We start from the raw sequence: 19970 nt of genomic DNA on the forward strand, positions 1-19970 counted from the left end.
TTTTTAATTCCCAAGGTTCAATTGTACTCGTTGATGGTCATTGGATCACAAAATTTTTTTTGATCTAATTTCCAACTTCTCTAAAATCTTCTCCAACCCGGTCAGATTTACCCAGATATCCTCAGTTAAGGGATTTTGGTACATTAGCGATCGCAAAGGGTAACAGGAAAACCCATCTCCCGTCAGGGAGTAATGTTCCAATCCCAAAGCCTGAGATATCACCCAATAGTAATGGCGGTCATAATGGGGGGACATCAACTCAACCACTCTCACTCCTGGCTGACAGAAAACCAAATTGGTTAAACCACTCCCATGGGGACCTATAACTATTTCCGCCCGTGAGAATAAAGCCACCTGCTGAGAAAACGATAGTTTCTCTGGTAGCACCCGCACAAACCCCAACCGACTCAGCTGCGCCATCACCTGTTCTTCATTCAGAACCCGTCGATGTCTAGCCTGGGCGCGACTCACATAGATACGATTAGGGTAATCATGATTATCACCTGTCGCCAGGGGGAGAAAAGTTCCTCGCAGGAAGTCCAGCCCCCAAGGTTGCAACCATCCCGTCGGAGAAGCAAAGGAGGGGACTAGCAACTGTCGCGCCTGAATATGGGGGTAGCGATCGCTTTCGATAATTTTCGATTCCGCAATACCCAAGCGCCGCAAAGTTTCCCGCTGAAAAGGTAGCCTAGCACTATTGACCACAAACCCATCTATCTGATTAAAGTCTACCCCCACCCGTCGCATTAATTCCCACCGTGGCAGTATATCAACCATCCAGTGAAAATAGATATGTCCCGAAAGTCCTGATAATACCGCCACCGTCCCATCAATATATTGGGGGGGACAAAGTTTAGTTTGGCGAAAAATCCAATGTTTTTCGGGATTATAGTTAGTACAACCCGGAAGGGGGGCGGGATATTCCCGTGATAGGTCGGCTAACAGTTGATTATCCGGTGTTATGGTAGCGATCGCCCGACAGACTTTCCAGTGATTTTCTTGGGGAACAATCCAACATCGTCCCTGGGGAATACTTGCCACAAACGTTTCAAAGGGGACCTCTACAGTCTTCGCATCTGCCACTCGCCTCTGAATACCATAACCTAAATTGCTCACCTCAAATCCCGCAAAAATTCGCTCTCGACAAGGGCTACAATCTAAACCGCCGCACTCTCTGCCCCCTACATTATCTAACTCTGCTGAGGGAGGCTGTTGTGCTACCGTTGGAATGGGGATATAGTGGCTGGTGTCTATATTATTCGCCTGTAGCCATGCCTGGGTTTTCTGATAAACTCCTTGGGGTGGCTGTTGTGGTCGGGGAATTTCTCCGGTTGATATAGTTCCGGTATCCCGCCACTCCTGCGAAACAGTAGTCAAATTCTCTGCTGTTTCCTGGTTTTCTAAAACCTTTGAATAATAAGCGATCGCCAATTCCCACCGTCCCTGCGCCTCAAGTAAACTCCCCAAAAGCCAATAGACTCCTGGGGAGTATTCAATCACCCCGGCAGTATGGCAAACTGTTATTGCCGCCTGCAACCTTCCCTGTTTAGCTAGACAGGATGCTAAATCCAGGTAAGTTTGTATTTGGTGAGGTTTAATCCTTAATGCTCGTTGATAATACCTAATTGCTGCATCCCACTCCCCATATTGATTTAGGGTATTACCCAAATGGCGATAGGTAGCCTCTAGGTAATTATAAACTGCATCCGGAACCTCCGTTACATTATGATCAGACTCCTGGGAGTTCTCAGAGTTCCCCAATTCTAAATCGGATTTTTGCAGAGCTTCCAAAAACTGGGCGCAGGCTATTTGTGCCTGTAGTAGTTCATCTGAACCTATTTCTAGGATAACATCCTGATTAAAACGTTGGATATAACCCTGCACAAATTTAGGGTCAATGGCGATCGCTTTCTGAAAACAAGCCATGGCTTGAGATAGCCAACCTATGATTAAGCAAGAACTACCACAATCGCTATAGAACATGATATTATCCGGTTCTATGGCGATCGCTTTCTGGAAATAACTTATCGCTTGTCTGTGGTTATTTTTTTGCTGCCACAACTTACCCAAGTTACTGTAAGCAATAGCTAAATCGGGTTTCAGGCTAATTGCCTTCTGGTAGGCGGCGATCGCTTCACTCAGCTTTCCTTGGCAAGCCAAAGCCCAGCCTAAGTTATTATATACTAATGGCTCTGTCGGGTCAATATTTAGGGATTCTTGAAAGATGGCGATCGCCTCATCTATCTGATTTTGCTGTAATTGCAAATATCCCAGGGTGTTGAAAATTTCCTGAAAATTAGGGCAGTTAATTCCGCCTTGTTGTAAAACTTTAATCGCTGTGTTAATGTCCCCCCTTTCATTTAACCGCAGCCCCATATCCAAATAAGCCTGACCTAGCTTAGGGTTTAAGGCGATCGCCTTTTCGTAACAGCCAATAGCCCCTTCAATATTACCCTGCCAATGTAAAGCCTTCCCCAAATGATAGTGTAAATCTGCCCAATTAGGAGATAGGTCGATCGCCTGTTGGTAAAATGAAATAGCTTCATCAAACCAGCCCATATTCCGATATATTTGGGCTAGGTAAGCATAGCTAATAGCTTGGTTAGGTGCAAGTTCAAAAGCTTTTGTATAAGCCGACATAGCCGCCATTAATTGGCCATGGTCTTCATGAATATTGCCTAGCAGTTGGTAAGCAATGGCACAATTAGGCTGTTGGCTGATGATTTCCCGACAAATAGCAAAAGCCCGATCTTGGTTTCCCTTGCTTAAATTATCCTGTGCCAACTTCAACAACTGTTCAACACTCATTCCCACTCCCGGTTTCCCTATTGCAGTCTACAACAGGTCTAGCGCTATCTTACCCAAGAATTATAAATCCTCCCCTGCTCATTTACTCAACTTTCAGCCATCATCGTCTGGATGTCCATATAATATTGATTGATATTTGGTGGGAATATTGCTAAATTTTGATGATTGTTAGTGAGGACTGATCATGAAAACTATTCATGTCGTCTTAATTGCCGTTGCTACTGCCTTATTTAGTGGTGGTATTGGCTTTGTCGGAGGTACAGCGATCGGCGGTGTTGGTGGTGCCGCAGCCGGGGTTTTCTTAGGTATATGTATCACCGCAGAAACAGCCAGACAAGAGGGTTTTTTGACTGCTGAACAAGCTGATAATCTCGTATCTATCATGCGCCAAAATGCCTCAACTCAATGGGAGATACCACCCGAAAGTTTAGAGAACTTTAACTGCGAGCAAATTACTCAAGATTTGGGTTCTGAGTAAATATCACTCACCCCAAAAGGCAGGCTATCATCCTGCCTTTCTTTATCTCAAACCTCGCCAAAACGCCAAAAATACTAACTCCTCACTCTGGGTTATTTAAAATACATTTTGCATCAATAATCCACCAATTAGGCTGCTCAAAAACCGTACATATATTAACCTGTTCATATAAAGCGATCGCCGAATCCTTCTCCAGTAAATCCAAGGCTTTTTGACCTTCAGAAAAAATCAACATCCAATGATTATTTCTAATATATTCAGGCGTGAAAGCTGCCGGATCAATCAGCCAAAAATCCACATTATATTGACTAATAAAATTCTGAAGTTTTGCCAAATCATCCGTATAGTGAGCATTAATCATATCCAAAGTTCTCGCCAAAATTTGATGGTAATAACCCAAGTGATAAGGGATAGCATATTCTCGCGCCATCAAAACAGTTCTTTGAGCAAAAGTTGGCAGTTGATCAGCCTCTGCTGACAGAGAAGCTATCACAATATCTTTCCCTTGCTGTTGGCAGAAATCATAAACTTCTGTCATTCTACCTTTCTCATATCTAACCAATGGAAAATAAGGCACAAAAGCCGGATATAATAGGAGAATTGCCACTATTACACTCATGATAGTTCCCGCCAACCATCGATAAACCCTATAGCTATGGTTATTCCTAAAAACTCTCAGAAGTGTATCCAATATTAAACTCAGAGATATAGCCGTTAAAACCGCAATAATAATCCGAAAACTTAACTCTGTATATCGACCTGGAAGGTGTAGCTTAAACAAAAGTGCATGGGATGCAAAAAACATCAAAACCGATGATATTAACAATTGCAATAATACCCAAACCTGTGGTGTAATATATTTCCAGAGGGGAAACTGTCTCCGAAATATTAGTAAAAATGGCAGTAGTAAAGCCACACATTGAGTCGCGGGGGTAAATAAGGAACTGTGAAACATTCCGCTACGTCTTCCCGTGAACCAAATATCCATAAAATTATCGTGAAAAAACCTACTTCTTCCCCCCTCGAAAAATTCGGGAGAATTCATAGCTTCCGCGCGAGTAATGGTCGGACCAAATTCTGAGGAGGTGATCATATATGGAAGTAATACTATCAAAGCCACCAATAAACCCCCTGCTAAAATTTGATAATTTAGGTGATTTTTGCTTGGCTTAAATCTGCCATTTTCCCAATGAATAACTCTCAATATCAGCATGATAGCAGCAATGAAAACATATTGAGGATAAAATAAGCCAATAGCTGCTACTGTGACACCAACCCCCAGCCGAGAATGTTTCACTAGATAGTATAAAAAGGCGATAAAAAGCGGGTTAATAAATGCTCTGGGTGTTCCTGATGCTAAATCGTCCTTTAACCATAAGGCTTGATTGATGATTAAACAGCCTATAAATCCCGTGACTGGAATTGGCAAAATTTCCAGACATAACTTGAAAAAATAATAAGTAACAAATAATCCTAAAATTGGCGGAATAATTTTCGCTAAGTCAAAGGGGTTTATTCCTAAGATGATACCCAGTTTATACACTAGAGTATATCCCCGGGGAGCTACAGATTGAAAATAATCGGCTATTAAATCATTGGGAAACAGGTCGGGGTCAATAAACCGCAACATCCAAAAAATGTGCTGTCTTGCGTCATTATGGACTAAATTGGGTTCCGCAAAGGCTTGTTTTAGTGATAAAATACCGTATAGGGTGGCTAAACTCATGCTGAGGAAAAGCCACAATCGGGTCTGAGATGTATATTTTTTCATATTCTCATGGCTATTGACGGGTCTAGGGACACAAAAAAAGACCCCTACAACAATGAGGGGTTTTAATTAACTTAGTTTAGTAATTCAGCAACAACCATTAACAATTATTAAGCTGAAACGCGAAATTGCTAAATAAGCTGTAAGACTGATAGAAAAGTGGGAATCCTAGGACCGACGAGAGTAACCACCGCCACCACGACGACCGCCACCAAAAGATCCGCTATTTTCGCGAGGCTTGGCTTTATTGACTCTCAGATCACGACCGCACCACTCAGCACCATCAAGAGCATCAATGGCTGACTGTTCCTCAGCTTCTGTGTCCATTTCCACGAAGCCAAAACCACGCATACGTCCGGTTTCACGGTCTGTAGGTAGTTTAACCCGCTTAACTGCTCCATACTCTGCGAATACAGCAGTTAGATCTTCTTCTGTAACCTCATAGGACAGGTTACCAACGTAAATCGACATAAATTATCTCCAAAACCAGAGTTTCGTAGGGAGTGAGGTTCTCGGAGAGAAACTTGCCAGCATAAAACGTGAAAAACTCGTTGATACTTGAAACAAAAATACTACAACCGATACTTAATTCTCCATTGACTACAGTCTAGCACCCTAACTGATCATTTGGGAATAGGTATTATTACTTTTTTAGAAAAATTTAAGATTTGGTGAGCATATTGTGGCTCAGTGCTTTGGATCTAATCAATCTGCAAGTTAAACGGTAACCTGGTATATATTCCCCTAGGATCATTGAGATGCCTAAGCACGGAGAACTCATGATAGACTTTGAGCAGTTCCCTAGTCAAAGGGTCTGCTGGAGTGGCTTCGGTTCGCAGGCTTTCTAGCAAACGTTCCTCAAAACTAGGAATTCTGGGATATTCGGCGAGTTTCCAATCATCACCAAGTTCGGCTTTTTCGGCTACAGCAGCGATCGCATCTTGTAAACCCCCCAACTGATCAACCAACCCCAAGGCTTCAGCTTGTACCCCCGACCAAACCCGACCCTGAGACATTTCCAAAACCTCCTCTTGTGGTAAATCTCTCAATTGCGCGACGGAAGAGACAAACCGCTGATAAATCAGATCAACCATCTGCTGAACCTTCTCTAGTTCCTGGTCTGTTTTGGGACGGGAGATAGAATTAAGATCAGCAAAGGGTCCGGTTTTCACACCATCCCAGGTAATTCCATTCTGGTTAGCAATATCCTGAGCATTGAACAGCAGTCCAAATACACCAATTGAACCAGTGACTGTCGTGGGTTCAGCCAAAATGCGATCGCTACCCATAGCAATCCAATAACCACCGGAAGCGGCGGCATTGCCCATAGAAACTATAATCGGTTTTTCCTCTCTGGTCAATTGTACTTCCCGTGCGATTACCTCAGAAGCGGTAGCGCTACCACCGGGACTATTCACCCGCAGGACAATTCCTTTGACCCGATCATTATCCCGTAGCCGGCGTAACTCTTCGCTAAAGCGATCGCCGCCTACTTGACCAATCCCGCCGCGACCATCGACAATTTCACCATCAGCATAGACTACAGCAATGATATTGCGACTGTTGGGATTACCAGCCCAACTTCCCTTAACTTGAGGAGTTCTGGAATATTCCTGTATCCCCACCCGTCGAAAAGGTTGTCTTCCCTCTTCCTTTTCTCCGGTCAATTCACGCAGTTTAGCCGCCACCTCATCTCTATGGGCGATCTGATCAACCATTTCGCGATCCTTCGCATCTGCAGCCATTAAAAATCCATCCTGATTCACAATTTGCTGCAACTGTGCTGTAGTCAGACTGCGACTAGATGCGATCGCCCCCGTAAACTCACCCCACAAATCTCCCAATAACTGCTGCATTTGCTGTCTATTTTCTGGGCTCATCTCTTGGCGCAAAAAAGGTTCAACAGCAGACTTATATTGACCAACCCGCGTCACCTGTACCCCAATCCCAAACCGTTCCAACGCTCCCGCTAAAAACACGGTTTGAGAACTAAACCCGCTCATCTCGACGGTCCCCATGGGGTGGATAATGATTTCATCCGCTACTGAACCTAGGTAATATTCACGCTCGGTCCAGTCAGTATCATAAGCAATAATAGTTTTACCGCTCTCTTTAAACCCTTCCAAAGCCCGACGGACTTCCTTTAAATTCCCAAACCCTGTGGGAGTTGTACCACTACCGCCTTCCAGGTACAGCCCCACGATTTTATCATCCTTACTCGCCCGCTCAATCGTTTCTAGCACTACCCGCAATGGCAAGAACCTAGACCGATCGTCTCTCAGGGTCTGTCCTATGGCGATCGATGGTGTTGGCGGCGGTGCCGTGTCCGCTATACCCACAGACAGGTCTAGCACCAATACTGATTTATCTCTGAGGGTGGTTTGTGTACCCCTCGAAGCACTAACTACTACTAAAAACGCGATTCCCCCCATGCCAAATGTGATCACTAGGAACAGTCCCAGTAAATTGCCAACTACACTGGCTAGGGTATATTTCAGAAATTCTTTCATGATTAGGTTTCCCTCAGCCGGGGACGGTTTGCTCTGGCTGAGTAGGCTTAATCATAACAAAATAACACGGTTCAGATTTAATCGGCTACCATCGACTAATTTTAGCTGAGGGGTTGACAGGATCAGATTTGGGCGGATATCCTTTGTTTGATTTTTTATTCAACATGACACCGGCCGCACCAGCCGCACCGGTTGACAAATCAAGTGCGATCGCTTATCATAATCTTGTGGGGCTGATATGGCTTCTTGCTTGATTTTTTATTCAACATGACACCGGCCGCACCAGCCGCACCGGTTGACAAATCAAGTGCGATCGCTTATCATAATCTTGTGGGGCTGATATGGCTTCTTGCTTGATTTTTTATTCAACAGAGCGACAATAAAGAAACTGGGTTTCAGGGTGAAAGAAACCCAGTTGTGAGGGTTTATAATGACTCTGCGAGGCGGTCAAGGGAAATCATAGCGGCTTCAGCGACTTGATGATGGCTGTCTTTAGCCAAATATTTAAGGGCGGATAAGCTCTTAGGGCTAGGTAAATTTCCCAGAGCCTCGGCGAGACGCTGGCGAATTAACCAATCATCGGACTGAGCAAACTTGAGGATATGGTCTATGGCTTCGAGGTCGCGAATTTCACCCAAAGCAGCGATCGCCGCCTGTTGCAAAATCACCATATCACTATCAAGGGCAGACATCAAAACGTCACGGGCGCGGATATCCTTCAAATTGCCGAGAGAGACAGCAGCACTAAAACGCACTAGCCAGTCGGTATCCTCATAAAAAGCCCGCATGAGGGGTTCAACAGCCCTAGAGTCCCCCAAATACCCCAAAGCCCCGGCCGCATCAGCGCGAATGCCATAGTCGGGGTCGGTTTCTAATAATTTTACCAGAATCGGATAACATTCGTCAGTTTGTTTAATCCCTAGGGCGAAAACAGCCATTGACCGAATTTGTAGGCTTTTATCAAAGAGAACCTTCTTAATTAGGGGAACAGCTTGCTCTGGGGATACCTGGCGCAAGGAAGCTAAAGCTAACATCCGATCGCGGGTATTATCGCTGTCTAACTTACTGGAAATTTGGTCTAGGGGAATAATTACACTCATGAGAGCAACTTATTAAAACTTTACATTGGGAATTTTCCCCATTATAGATAAAATTCACGGATCGGACAGGGGACAGCCAAACCAGAAATTAGCAGGCAATTGCCGATGAAATAGTCGATAATGAATAATCGTCGGTGCAATTGTATCAGTTATGCTTTACCCTGCGCCCCATTACTCCTCAGCCCTTGAACAAGCGGTAGACCGCTATCCGGTCACAGTCACGCCCGATACGTCTGTAGCAGAGGCGATCGCATTGATAAGCCAATTGCAAAATCACTGTCCCTTTCCCCAGGATCTCAGACTAGAACCAGACAGATCTGATTCTAGAACATTAATCCAGCCTACGGGTATACGAGCCAACTGTATATTAGTGGTTGATAAACCCACGCCCATAGGTACAGAAATTGTGGCTCAACCACCAGAACAATCAACGTTATTAGGGATTTTTACGCCCCGTGATTTATTACAACTAATTGCTACGGGAATTTTAGATAATCCCGAAGAAGCCACCCTGGATCACATCAGAATTGGGGAGGTTATGTCAATTCCAATATGTCAACTAACGGAGTCGGAAGATCAGGATATATTTACGGCGTTGTCTATGTTTCGACAACATCAAATTTTGCATCTACCAGTTTTGAATAGTCAAGGTCATTTAGTGGGAGTAGTCACCCCAGAGCGAATTCGTCAAGTCTTGCAACCTTCTAATATATTGAGAACTAGACGGGTCGCTGATGAGCTAATTACGGAGGTTTTGACGGCATCGGTAAACACCTCGGTATTAACCTTAGCGCAAATGATGGCAACTCATCCAATTGGTTGCGTTGTTATTCATAATCAATTAACTACCCATAAATTAGAACCTGTAGGTATTGTCACGGCTGAGGATATAGTTTTAGCGCAATTTGTTAACCTAAATTTAGCGGAAACTAGAGCAGAAACTATTATGGGGATTCCGCAATTTTCCTTAAAAGTTCAAGATTCATTATGGCTGGCTCATCAGGAAATGCAAGCCAGACAACTCCAGCGTTTATTGGTTAGTAATGACCAAGGACAATTGCAGGGAATTATCACCCAAATGAGTCTGTTACGAATGCTCGATCCTACGGAGATGTATCGGGTGATTAGACAGCTACAGCAGTCTGTATATCAACTGCAAGCGGAGAAAATGGAACTGCTGAGAAGTCGTAATATCAAACTAGAAAAACAGGTGCAAGAACGCACGGCGCAACTCCATGAGCAATTGCAAAGAGAACGGCTACTAGCTAAAATATCTCTGCAAATTCATCAATCTTTGAACTTAGATGAAATTTTAAAGCTGTTTCTACATCCTTAGCCCGGACAACCATGTGCATTTCGATAAAAACCTGCCGTCCTATCATACCGCGAGAGGCGATCGCATGACAATTAACGACACCGGGAACAGACATAGCAATCAGCTTAATTTGTTCAGGTGCGATCGCCATTCTATCCACCAACCAAGGTAAATTATCGCTAATCACCTCCCACCCGCTGCGAAACACCAAAATAGCCACCGGAAACGCTAACACCACATCCAAAAATTGTAATTGTGGTAAACCCCAAGCATTACCCCGCCACACCCCAATTAATCCGGCGATCACCATAATTGTGATCCAAACATCACTCATGGTATGTTTAGCATCTGCGACCAGCAAAGCACTTCCTAAACGCTTACCCACCCGCCGCTCATAATAAGCCACAAAAATATTAATACCCAAGACCACCAACAAAATCCATAAATGCTCAACAGAGACGATCACGGGGTCATTTTCACTGTCTAGCAGACGTTCCACAGCACGGGTGAGGATTTCAAAACAGGCAATTCCCAAAAAAGCGGCAATTCCCAAAGCACCCACCGCATCAAATTTTTGGTGTCCGTAGGGATGTTCGCGATCGGGATCTGGGGAAGCAAAATGATTAGCAACCAATCCTAGCACATTATTCGCCCCATCCGTCACACTATGCAGAGCATCAGCCAACAAACTCAAAGACCCAGTGAGAACTCCTACAGCAGCCTTAATCCCCATCACCAATAAATTCAAAGCCAAGGTGATAATCAGAACCCGGCGCACTTCACAACGGTGATCCACACTCATGATGATACCCTGCTATTTTCCTCAAATTCGCTCTCCAAACTTTCCGGTAAACATCAATCCCCCCCCAAACCTCGACATCCGATAATTAAGAGGCGATCGCTAATCGGTACAATTGTTAAGGTAATCATCCTTATACCATTAAAACCATGTCTGCTGCTCCTCTAACTCTCAATTTAATACAGGGCTCAGTAGCCTTGCGCTTCACCCCGTGCGCCGCCACCAACTTACAAACAGCCCTAAATGAGTTAACCAAGCTAATAGCAGTGGCTGCTCAATCTACCGCTGCTGGAGGTAGACCCACCCCCCAGAAGTCGATGGAATACCAGTATACCGGAGATGTCTTTCTGGAAGTCTTCTGTAATCCCAACATCTGGCCAAGTCTCTTTGCTGCTAAAGTCTTGATTACCCTCCGCGACGATCGCATTAAACTTACCACGGAGGCTGAATTAACCCAAATCCTTAATGATGTGCAACAATACCTCGAACAGGTTGGCTAAATTCGCGCTATTAACTCCAGTTTTGGCGTAAGTCCCCCCAGACTAAAGTCAAATGCTAGAATATATCCTAATTCCCCTGAATTAGCCACTCCTTCCTTGTCGTGACGAGTTTTCTGCTACTTATGAATGTCGATAACCTAACCCAAATGCTACACCAAGGATTTCGTGTCACCCTAGGCGCAACATCCTCACTGATTGAAATTCTCCAAGACCCTCAAAAGCGGGAAGCCAACCTGGAAACTATCCAGTCACAGTTAAATGAACTCGCCCAAGAATGGGCGGAAAAAGGCGCTATCACCGAAGAGGAAGCCCGCAGCTTTGTCGATACACTCCTTTCTCAATCAGAATCCACCCAGTCCAGTGAAGTCGATAGTTCAAACATAACTACTCCTACAGATTCCACAGAGTCTGAAGTATCTAGCCCCCAAACCAATGAAATCACCGAAATCCAAAATCTCACCTCTCAAATTGCTAAGTTAAGGGAAGAGTTGGAACGCTTGCGGGAGTCTGATGCTTCCTAATCAACAAAACCAGCCCGTTAGTTAATTAAAGCCAATCCCCCCCCATCCGTACCCCACCCATAGAGACAAGCCTCCCTTGTCTCTACACTTGCTATGATTTTCTGGCATTTTTTCTCGGAACTGTTCCTACAATTGATGATGAACTATTCACCTTTTGAGGAGTCCAATTTCGGGGATTTTGCCGGAATTGAGGATTACTGAAACTATAACTATAAGAACTCAGAGGAACTTCAGGAGAACGGTTCGCAACTACTCCTAAAATGGGGGCGCTCATGTTCGGGTGTTCTTTCAATTGAGCGATCGCATTTTCCAGAACCGAACGATTAATTCGACCCAAACTTGCTACTAACACCATACCATTAGTTTCCGAAGCCAGCAAGTTAGCATCTGCTAATCCTAACATAGGCGGTGCATCATAAATCACCAAATCAAAATCCTGCTCAAGTTTTCGGATTAAATTAATCATCCTATGAGATGATAAAATCCGAATCGGGTCAGGGGGAGTTGAACCTGATGTTAAAATAAACAGATTACTCTCTAAAAAATATGGCTGAATTACACGCTCTATATCTATATCTAGTGAATCACTAGAAATCAAATCAGTCAATCCCTGCATATTAATCAATCCCAACTGCTGATGCAGAGTCGGACATCGCAAGTCACTATCCACCAACAGCACCTTTCTACCTTGTTCAGCCGCCGCCAAAGCCAGATAAATAGCAGTTGTAGATTTACCTTCCCCAGATACAGAAGAACTAATCACCATAGACCGAATTTGATGATCAGGACTCAACAGCCGAATGCTAGTATAAAGGCTTCTAAATGACTCATAAAACGCCGACATTATATTTCCTTGTTGCTGATGACCCTGGCTAACTCCCAAACCCAATTCTTCAATATTTTCTAGTGAATCACCATCGGTATTAAGATTCTGTGAAACTGTAGACTTCAAATGGCGGTCAAACGGAATCACTCCCAACATCGGTAACTTAGTCGCCTCCTTAACCTCCTTAACCGTGTAAATCACATTGCTAAGTTGGTCTACTAATAGTGCCAAACCTAATCCTAACAGGAAACCCAAAGCAGTTCCTAAAACTAAATTTTTCTTCAGACTTAAAGAAGAAGGTTTGGGTTCACCCGGAGGAGTTAATAACTCCCAGGGAGCATCCCTTTGAGCCATATCAATTTTAAAAGCCTCCCGTTTCGCCAAAAACTGATTTAAGTTATCCGTAGCAATCAATAACTCTCGCTGAATATCCGTATATTCTCGACTCACTACCGAAAGCTGTTTAACTTCGGCATTAATCCTGTCTATAGTATCTTGCAGAATTAGATTTCGTTCTTCTAGGTCTTGAATTTTACTAGCCCACTCTTGACTAACTCGGTCGGATTCTCTTTGTAAAAGTGGCAATAAACTTTCCCGTTGTTCTTGCAGAATGCTGATTTCTGGACTTTCTTCTAAATAAAGAACCGAATCCTTAGCTATCTGATTATCTATAGCCCGCAGTTGATTCATAATTTCTTGATAACGGGGACTTTCCATCAGTACAGAAGCGATCGCATATTCCGGGGATTGATTAGCGAGTTCCCTTTGTAGGTTCGCATACAAGGCTTTAGCTTGACCCAGTTGCAGCTGATTTTCTAAAAGTTGTTGTTCAATTGCTGTCACCTGAGTTGAGAGTTTACTCCCCTCAGTTTCCGGGTTTAACAGATTATTGGTTTGGCGGAGAGTCTGTAGTCTTTCTTGCTGATTATCAACTCTTTGTTGTAATTGTGGTATTTGCTCACCCACAAACTCAATACCTTTGAGAATATCTTGTTGTCTGGTTTCTAAACTGAAGTTCAAAAATGCCTGTGAAACCAAATCTAAAACCGACTTAACTAAATCTTTATTAGGGTGCTGATATCCAACTATTAAAATATTTTCAGGAGTAGGTCTTATTCTGAGATTACTAGCAATAAATTTATAAGTAATACCCGGATATTGAGACTGAAGTTCCTCTACAATCGGAACAATAACCCTGGGGCTAGTCAGTAGTTTAAGTTGTACTGCGTCCAGGGTCACAGCTACGATTTCTTCTCGATTACTAAGAGTTTGGGGATTAGCAGAGGAAATTACTTGAGTAGAAATAGCCACTGGCTGAGTTAATATTTCCAACTCAGCTTGATAGATGGGTGTATCAGTAATAGCCTTGTAGGCAGCCGCCCCAGCTACCACAATTGTCACTCCACTAATCAGTAAAAGTTTCCGACGAACAGCGCCCAACAGCCGCCCCAAGTCTAAGCCGCCTTCATCATCATCAACGTGAGTATTGTCAGTCATGGCTACGAATTTGGTGATTGCTTACTTGCGATCGCCTTATATTCAGCGATAGCACTACCTCCTATCTCTCAGTATACTCGGTTGAGTTATGGATCAACTGAGTACATCCAGCCATCAAGCCGCCCCGGAATTGGCTCCATTGAACAACTCGAAGATTTGCCTACAGAATAATTTTAACTTATCGGCTCCCTCATCGGCAGGTTGACACTCACCCCAAAATTGCCAATTGTCTACGGTGGAGACTTTCCACTGTTGTCCACGGTGATCATATCCAGCGGCTTCGACTCCGATCGCCCTAAGTCTAGTCTCATAAGGATCATCATACAGTCGGATCTGAATCAAAATACAGCGACTTTGCATCAACCGACTTCTACCGGGAAAGTTAAAACCAATGTCGATGGAGTCTGGGTCAACTAATTCCCTAGTCTCTGGGTCATTCATCCAGGGCTTGAGGTCTACCCGCACATCGGGAAACTGTGCTTTAAATAGATTAACGACAGAAGCAATTTTGCTGGCAACTTCGAGATTATTAGCTTGTTCGGCTGCATTCACTTTGTGCTGGTCCTCCGAAAAACAGTCCTATCAAAAATCAGATGATGGTGGATTTTTGCATCGTAACCGAGATTTCTGAAAAAATCAGGTTATGGTCGAACATAAACCCATTACAGGGTATCTCTGACCGGGTGTGGTGGCAGGTTATTTAATTGCTGTTGGTTCGTAAATAGTCAAAATGCTGCAAAAATCGGTAGGATCGAAAAAGTGATCGAAAAAATTTGACAGGAGAACATAACATGGATCTGGTGGTACTCCAGAATCAGTTAGATAACATTTCATTTGCCATTCTGCTAATCACAATGTTGATTTACTGGGTAGGGGCTGCATTTCCTCAAATACCCACCTTGCAGGGCTTAGGAACGGCTGGTATGGCGATCGCCAACCTGTCCATAGCAGCCCTATTAGGGGCTAGATGGATGGAAGCCGGATATTTTCCCATTAGTAACCTCTACGAGTCCCTATTTTTCCTGGCTTGGGGGATTACCGCCATGCACTTAGTGGCGGAAAACATGAGTGGTAGCCGTTTGGTCGGTGTGGTAACAGCCCCGGTAGCTATGGCGATCGCCGCCTTTGCAGCCCTCAAGCTACCCGCCCCCATGCAACTATCAGAACCTTTAGTCCCAGCCCTCAAGTCCAACTGGTTAATGATGCACGTTAGCGTCATGATGATCAGTTATGCCACCCTGATGGTAGGTTCCCTATTGGCGATCGCCTTTTTAATTCTAACTCGCGGCCAAGCCGTCCAACTTAGTGGCAGTTCCCTGGGAACCAGAATTTCCCGGAATCATAAATCATCCCTTCTGGAAGTACAAACCATTACCACTTCCCCTAATGCTCTGCTATCGACCTCCAAACCTTCAGAATTTGCCGCTGCTACCAACGGTCAAGGTTCTACCGCCCTTCTCGAGTTAGTTACCCCCTCAACAGGCCAACCAACCAGCACCGCCACCCTATCACCCCAACGTCTCAGCCTAGTAGAAACCATTGATAACATCAGCTATCGGATCATCGGTTTAGGTTTTCCCCTACTCACCATTGGCATTATTGCTGGTGCAGTTTGGGCTAATGAGGCTTGGGGTTCTTACTGGAGTTGGGACCCCAAAGAAACCTGGGCTTTAATCACCTGGTTAGTTTTCGCCGCCTATCTCCACGCCCGCATTACCCGAGGATGGCAAGGCAGGAAACCCGCCATTCTAGCTTCTGTAGGATTTTTGGTGGTTTGGGTGTGCTACTTAGGAGTTAACCTATTAGGCAAGGGTCTCCACTCCTATGGTTGGTTCTTCTAACAAATAGTGCGGCACAAGGGGCCAGTTCTGTAATCATCTCTATTTTCCCCAGACTTTTGAGAACCCGCCCGTACATATTCTACAGGGTGGAAACAAGGGCTAAGACCTGATTACCGCCCTGATCCCAAATTCACTAAAAAGGAAATTTCATGAACAACCTAACTCGTATTTTGGATGATAACGACGTACTCCATACCGGTTCGAGTACCCTCATGTTTCAATGCACCTTCAAGGTCAGCGAATTTCTGACTATGATGCAGTCTAAGTTGGAAGAGGAAAATCTGTTTGGGGAAGGCATTGAGTGCGAACTACTTACCCCCGGCGGCCCCTGGGAAAAGGGTCGGTTTCAAATCTGTTTAGAGTTTGTCAGTGATAATGTTACCAGCGCGAACGCTATCCCATCTGTTGACTATGGCATGATGGGCGGCGGCGATACTCCTGAAGTTTTGCCAGCCCATATTCGACGACAAACCCAAAGAATTGGTATGTGGAGTTAGCAGGACGTAACTCTCATCTCAGGATTGATTCTGGGAAGCAGCCACCGATTCACTAGGGTCGGTGGCCGGAGGGTGTCAGATATTACAAACCTAAATCCAATTTCCACCCGTTCAATTTACCAGTGTGATGGGGCGCTAAATCCGCGACAACTAACCGCCAAGTCCCCTGTGGTGAGTGATTTAGTAACTCTCTCATGTAGGGAGTCGTCTGGAGATTATAGGTAGTTTTCAAAACCTTATTGCCTCCCAAAGTGCGACCCTGGAGTAGAACCTCCTCCCCGTGTGGAGCAATTAACCGCACTTCCAAATCACCCAAAAATTGATGCTCGATATCGACAGTCACCTGGATATCTAAAATCGGGCTAGTATTAGCAACAGAAATAGTGCTAGTCACCCCCTGGGGGTTATTATCAGGGATATTTAAGACGCGGTTATTAGATTGCTCCACCCGCCTTTGCACCTGTTGGCGGCTTACTCGTTGACTTTGAGCCATTTTGACGGCTTTTTCAGCATTAACTCGACCGTAGCCAAACCATTGGGAATATCCATTACCATCATAGGTTCCCATGCTGATAGCCAACTGAGGATCAGCATCAGGGTCTACAATCTTATCGGCGGTTTGTTCAATGATGCGGCGCACTTCCCTAGCACTGAGATCAGGATTAACAGATAAGACCAGAGCGGCTACTCCAGCCACGAGAGGAGTGGCGGCGGAAGTTCCTCCAAAATGGGATGTAAAGTCACCCTGATCATAGCCGGCTGCACCTACGCGATCGCTGGTAAAAACTCCTAAACCACGCAGAGCGGTTCTAATCGCTGGAGGGGTTCCAATATAGCCAGTTTCTTGGAGCCACATTCCGGGGGGGGCATTGTTACTGGGGGCACAGACGGTGATTCCGGTTCCCCAATTGCTGTAGGCGGCTTTTTTATTAAGACTGGTACAGGCGGATACGGAAATTACATCAGGATGAACCGCAAATCCAGATAACCATCTGACTCGGCCTGATATGACATTATTAGGCCAGCCACTTTCATTAATGGTTCCGTTGATGGGGCGATTGGCGTTTCCGGCCGCAAATAATACGACGCAGCCTCGACCGTTGCGCCCTACGGTGGCGGCTTTGGTAATTACTGCTCGCTGTCGTATGGACAAGGGGAAATAAACGGCACTCGCCCCCCAACTACAGGAGATGACAGAGGCTCGGTTATTGATAGCCCAATCAAAAATCCTTTCGACTGATTCATCATCGAGATATCCAGTGGTGCGAATGGGCATTAAGGCACAACCTGGCGCAACTCCGACGATACCTTTGCCATTTTCTTCGGCGATCGCTAATCCGGCGCAGGCGGTTCCGTGGTTATCTGAAGGAGATTGTGGTGAGGGGAGACGATTTTGGCCTTTCAGGTCAATGGGGGCGACAATTTTTCCTATACCCTGAAAATCCGGGTGATTGAGGTCGATCGCATCATCGGTAATAGCAACTACTATAGATCTGGTTCCTCGGGTAATATCCCAAGCTGGTTCTACCGAGATATGAGCATCAGTAGCTACGTCAGCACCTCCGGTATTATGGAGATACCACTGACGCGGGTAGAGAGGATCACTAGGTCGATAATACTTTTGGCTTTTGACCACAATATTCGGTTCTGCTACTAGAACTTCTGGGTTCCAGGTCAGGCGGTTAGCAATTTTAATCGGATTTTCTTTAGCTTGGCGGATGACTTCATAAACAAAGGTGTTGGGAACACCATAGACGGATTTTAATAGTCTCAAACCTTGGCTGTTGGCGATCGCATTGCGGTTGGACTCCTCAACATCTTCGCTGAACTGAATGGTGATTTGATTGGTCAGATACATAACCATTCCCGGATTATTATCAGCCTGATAGACATGACTCGCAAAAGCCACCCGATCTGACTGACGAGCCAGTTCCATCGCCTGATCTAGTTCTGTGTCTTTTACCTTAACCTCTTGGAGTTCTGGTGGTACTGAGGAAGTTTCCTCAATGTGGATAGGCAAATTTTCCAAGTTTTCTGCCTCAGATACAACCGGGGTAAACTGAGGGCCACTATCCGTGACTGGTTGTTTTGGCGTGAGTCCATCAGCCTGACCCGGTAGGGGGCTGACTCCAGCACCGCCTACTGGGGGTGTGGAAACCAGGCGAACCGTAAACCGCCCAGGAACTTTAGTAATTGCCAGTTCCTCACCTCCCCGTTGTAGAATGCTGCCAAGACTTTCTTCGGGAACACCTATGCCCTGATATTGTTGAGCGTTAATCTCGTAGGGGTTAGCTGATGTCATTTTGTTATAATCCTCAAAAATGCTCACTATTATTGGCTCAATAGATTAAGTCCGATGTTAATGGTTGACCGAATCAAGCTGGGGTGGATGGATGGTCATCCTATAAAGACTATAACCCTTGGCTGGTCAGGATTTACAACAGTTTTGCTCAACTCCCACAATTTGGCCAGAAAATGATAAGATCCGTAAACATAAATAACCTTTCATTTCGCGATCGCATGATGCTGTCCCGTTTCATAGTCCGCTATCCGCAACTTTGTCTGAGTATGTTGGCATCGGTCTTAACTGTTTTCACCGTCTCAGGCAGTGCTACAACGGTTATGGCTCAAGATCCTTCTGTGTATGATGAGCCCACAGGTGAAGGGTCCGGCTCTGAATTTCCTCGAGATTTAAGTCCGACTCCAGTACCTATGAATCCTCAAGATATGCGCCCATTGAGCCTTGATAGTAGTTTTTTAAGTGTTCAAGGGGGGGAGCGCTTGTTAGCCGAAGCCGGGGAAGCCATTAGTAACGAGAATTACGCCCAGGCGGCGAGGAAACTCCAGGAGGCGCGGCAAATTTTCAATCAGCTTTCCAATTTTCATCAACAGTTAGCCAGCAGTTTCTCAGGGGTTGACAACCGCATTGCCGACCAACATCGCAGTGAAGCCAGAGATACCGCTCAAATGAGGGATACAGCCACTTATCAATTGGCTTTAGTCCATCGCGCCCAGAACCAACCAGAGTTAGCGGTTCCCCTGCTGGTGCAAATTATTCGTTCTCAAGCCCCAACCCGGGATTTGGGCCAAAAAGCATATCAACAATTACTTGAATTAGGATTTGTCAGCAGTCCCGCCAGGGGTAGTGCTTCTTCTAACCCGGCGACCACTTCCAATGCTCAATAATTCATCTACAATCATACATAGTCGTTTAATAGGAATCCCATGATCACCCTTTCCCAAGTTGAGGCAATGATTAAGTCTGAGTTGCCTGATGCTGTTGTTAAAGTTGAAGACCTCGGCGGCGGCGACCATTTACAGGCTGTAGTGGTTTCGCCTCTGTTTGAGGGCAAAACCCTGGTGAAACAACATCAGATGGTTTATAAAGCTGTTAAGCAAGCTATGGCAACAGAGGCCATTCATGCCCTGGCCCTGAAAACTTATACCCCCCAAGAGTGGTCAAAAGTCAACCAGGCTGCTTAATTTGTTGATCTAAGTTGTCAAGAACTG

Annotated in this window: 17 protein-coding genes; 8 read left to right on the forward strand and 9 right to left on the reverse strand. The window is 45.0% G+C overall.

Annotated elements, in window-relative coordinates:
- Positions 1-45: 45 nt before the first annotated feature.
- Positions 46-2808, reverse strand: coding sequence for a tetratricopeptide repeat protein (locus NLZ44_RS07115; protein ID WP_493752305.1), 2763 nt, complete (start codon positions 2806-2808; stop codon positions 46-48).
- A 184-nt stretch (positions 2809-2992) separates the two neighbouring features.
- On the opposite strand from NLZ44_RS07115, the gene NLZ44_RS07120 reads away from it, so the two are divergent.
- Positions 2993-3286 (forward strand): hypothetical protein, encoded by a 294-nt coding sequence (locus tag NLZ44_RS07120; protein ID WP_008053459.1) that lies wholly within the window; start codon positions 2993-2995, stop codon positions 3284-3286.
- Positions 3287-3368: 82 nt separating this feature from the next.
- Here NLZ44_RS07120 and NLZ44_RS07125 read toward each other — a convergent pair whose 3' ends face one another.
- From NLZ44_RS07125 to NLZ44_RS07140, 4 genes are all read right to left on the reverse strand, one after another.
- A complete protein-coding gene (locus tag NLZ44_RS07125; protein ID WP_493752306.1) occupies positions 3369-5057 on the reverse strand; it encodes a hypothetical protein in 1689 nt (562 codons plus the stop codon).
- Between the two features lie 165 nt (positions 5058-5222).
- Entirely contained in the window at positions 5223-5525 is a 303-nt protein-coding gene (gene rbp, locus NLZ44_RS07130; protein ID WP_006623949.1) for an RNA-binding regulator, read from the reverse strand.
- Between the two features lie 230 nt (positions 5526-5755).
- On the reverse strand, positions 5756-7564 hold the full coding sequence (gene sppA / locus NLZ44_RS07135; RefSeq protein WP_315639416.1) for a signal peptide peptidase SppA: 1809 nt from the start codon (positions 7562-7564) through the stop codon (positions 5756-5758).
- Positions 7565-7989: 425 nt separating this feature from the next.
- Entirely contained in the window at positions 7990-8664 is a 675-nt protein-coding gene (locus NLZ44_RS07140) for a HEAT repeat domain-containing protein (protein WP_493752307.1), read from the reverse strand.
- A gap of 151 nt (positions 8665-8815) precedes the next feature.
- Here NLZ44_RS07140 and NLZ44_RS07145 point away from each other — a divergent pair, with 151 nt between their 5' ends.
- Positions 8816-10000 (forward strand): CBS domain-containing protein, encoded by a 1185-nt coding sequence (locus NLZ44_RS07145; RefSeq protein WP_493752308.1) that lies wholly within the window; start codon positions 8816-8818, stop codon positions 9998-10000.
- On the opposite strand, the gene cdf31 is transcribed toward NLZ44_RS07145, so the two are convergent.
- The gene (gene cdf31 / locus NLZ44_RS07150) at positions 9930-10781 is read right to left on the reverse strand and encodes a CDF family zinc efflux transporter Cdf31 (protein WP_493752309.1); all 852 of its coding nucleotides are present in this window, start codon (positions 10779-10781) and stop codon (positions 9930-9932) included. The genes NLZ44_RS07145 and cdf31 overlap by 71 nt on opposite strands.
- 146 nt (positions 10782-10927) lie before the next feature.
- Between cdf31 and NLZ44_RS07155 the strand changes: the two genes are divergently transcribed.
- Both NLZ44_RS07155 and NLZ44_RS07160 read left to right on the forward strand, forming a co-directional pair.
- Positions 10928-11278: a hypothetical protein gene (locus NLZ44_RS07155; protein WP_493752310.1), complete on the forward strand. Its 351-nt coding sequence runs from the start codon at positions 10928-10930 to the stop codon at positions 11276-11278.
- Between the two features lie 122 nt (positions 11279-11400).
- Positions 11401-11799: a hypothetical protein gene (locus tag NLZ44_RS07160; protein ID WP_006622950.1), complete on the forward strand. Its 399-nt coding sequence runs from the start codon at positions 11401-11403 to the stop codon at positions 11797-11799.
- Between the two features lie 91 nt (positions 11800-11890).
- Here the strand turns inward: NLZ44_RS07160 and NLZ44_RS07165 are convergent, their stop codons facing one another.
- Both NLZ44_RS07165 and NLZ44_RS07170 read right to left on the reverse strand, forming a co-directional pair.
- Complete coding sequence (locus tag NLZ44_RS07165; protein ID WP_493752311.1) at positions 11891-14122, reverse strand: GumC family protein; 2232 nt, start codon at positions 14120-14122, stop codon at positions 11891-11893.
- 114 nt (positions 14123-14236) lie between these two features.
- Positions 14237-14674, reverse strand: coding sequence for a Tery_1686 family protein (locus NLZ44_RS07170; RefSeq protein ID WP_006622953.1), 438 nt, complete (start codon positions 14672-14674; stop codon positions 14237-14239).
- Positions 14675-14913: 239 nt separating this feature from the next.
- Between NLZ44_RS07170 and ccsB the strand changes: the two genes are divergently transcribed.
- Both ccsB and NLZ44_RS07180 read left to right on the forward strand, forming a co-directional pair.
- A complete protein-coding gene (gene ccsB / locus NLZ44_RS07175) occupies positions 14914-15963 on the forward strand; it encodes a c-type cytochrome biogenesis protein CcsB (RefSeq protein WP_315638550.1) in 1050 nt (349 codons plus the stop codon).
- 149 nt (positions 15964-16112) lie between these two features.
- Positions 16113-16460, forward strand: coding sequence for a KGK family protein (locus NLZ44_RS07180; RefSeq protein ID WP_315638549.1), 348 nt, complete (start codon positions 16113-16115; stop codon positions 16458-16460).
- An 82-nt stretch (positions 16461-16542) separates the two neighbouring features.
- Here the strand turns inward: NLZ44_RS07180 and NLZ44_RS07185 are convergent, their stop codons facing one another.
- Complete coding sequence (locus tag NLZ44_RS07185; RefSeq protein WP_493752312.1) at positions 16543-18762, reverse strand: S8 family serine peptidase; 2220 nt, start codon at positions 18760-18762, stop codon at positions 16543-16545.
- Between the two features lie 218 nt (positions 18763-18980).
- On the opposite strand from NLZ44_RS07185, the gene NLZ44_RS07190 reads away from it, so the two are divergent.
- Both NLZ44_RS07190 and NLZ44_RS07195 read left to right on the forward strand, forming a co-directional pair.
- Positions 18981-19646 (forward strand): hypothetical protein, encoded by a 666-nt coding sequence (locus tag NLZ44_RS07190; RefSeq protein ID WP_493752962.1) that lies wholly within the window; start codon positions 18981-18983, stop codon positions 19644-19646.
- A gap of 39 nt (positions 19647-19685) precedes the next feature.
- Complete coding sequence (locus NLZ44_RS07195) at positions 19686-19943, forward strand: BolA family protein (RefSeq protein ID WP_006622964.1); 258 nt, start codon at positions 19686-19688, stop codon at positions 19941-19943.
- Positions 19944-19970: the final 27 nt, after the last annotated feature.

This window comes from Arthrospira sp. PCC 9901 (assembly GCF_059013425.1).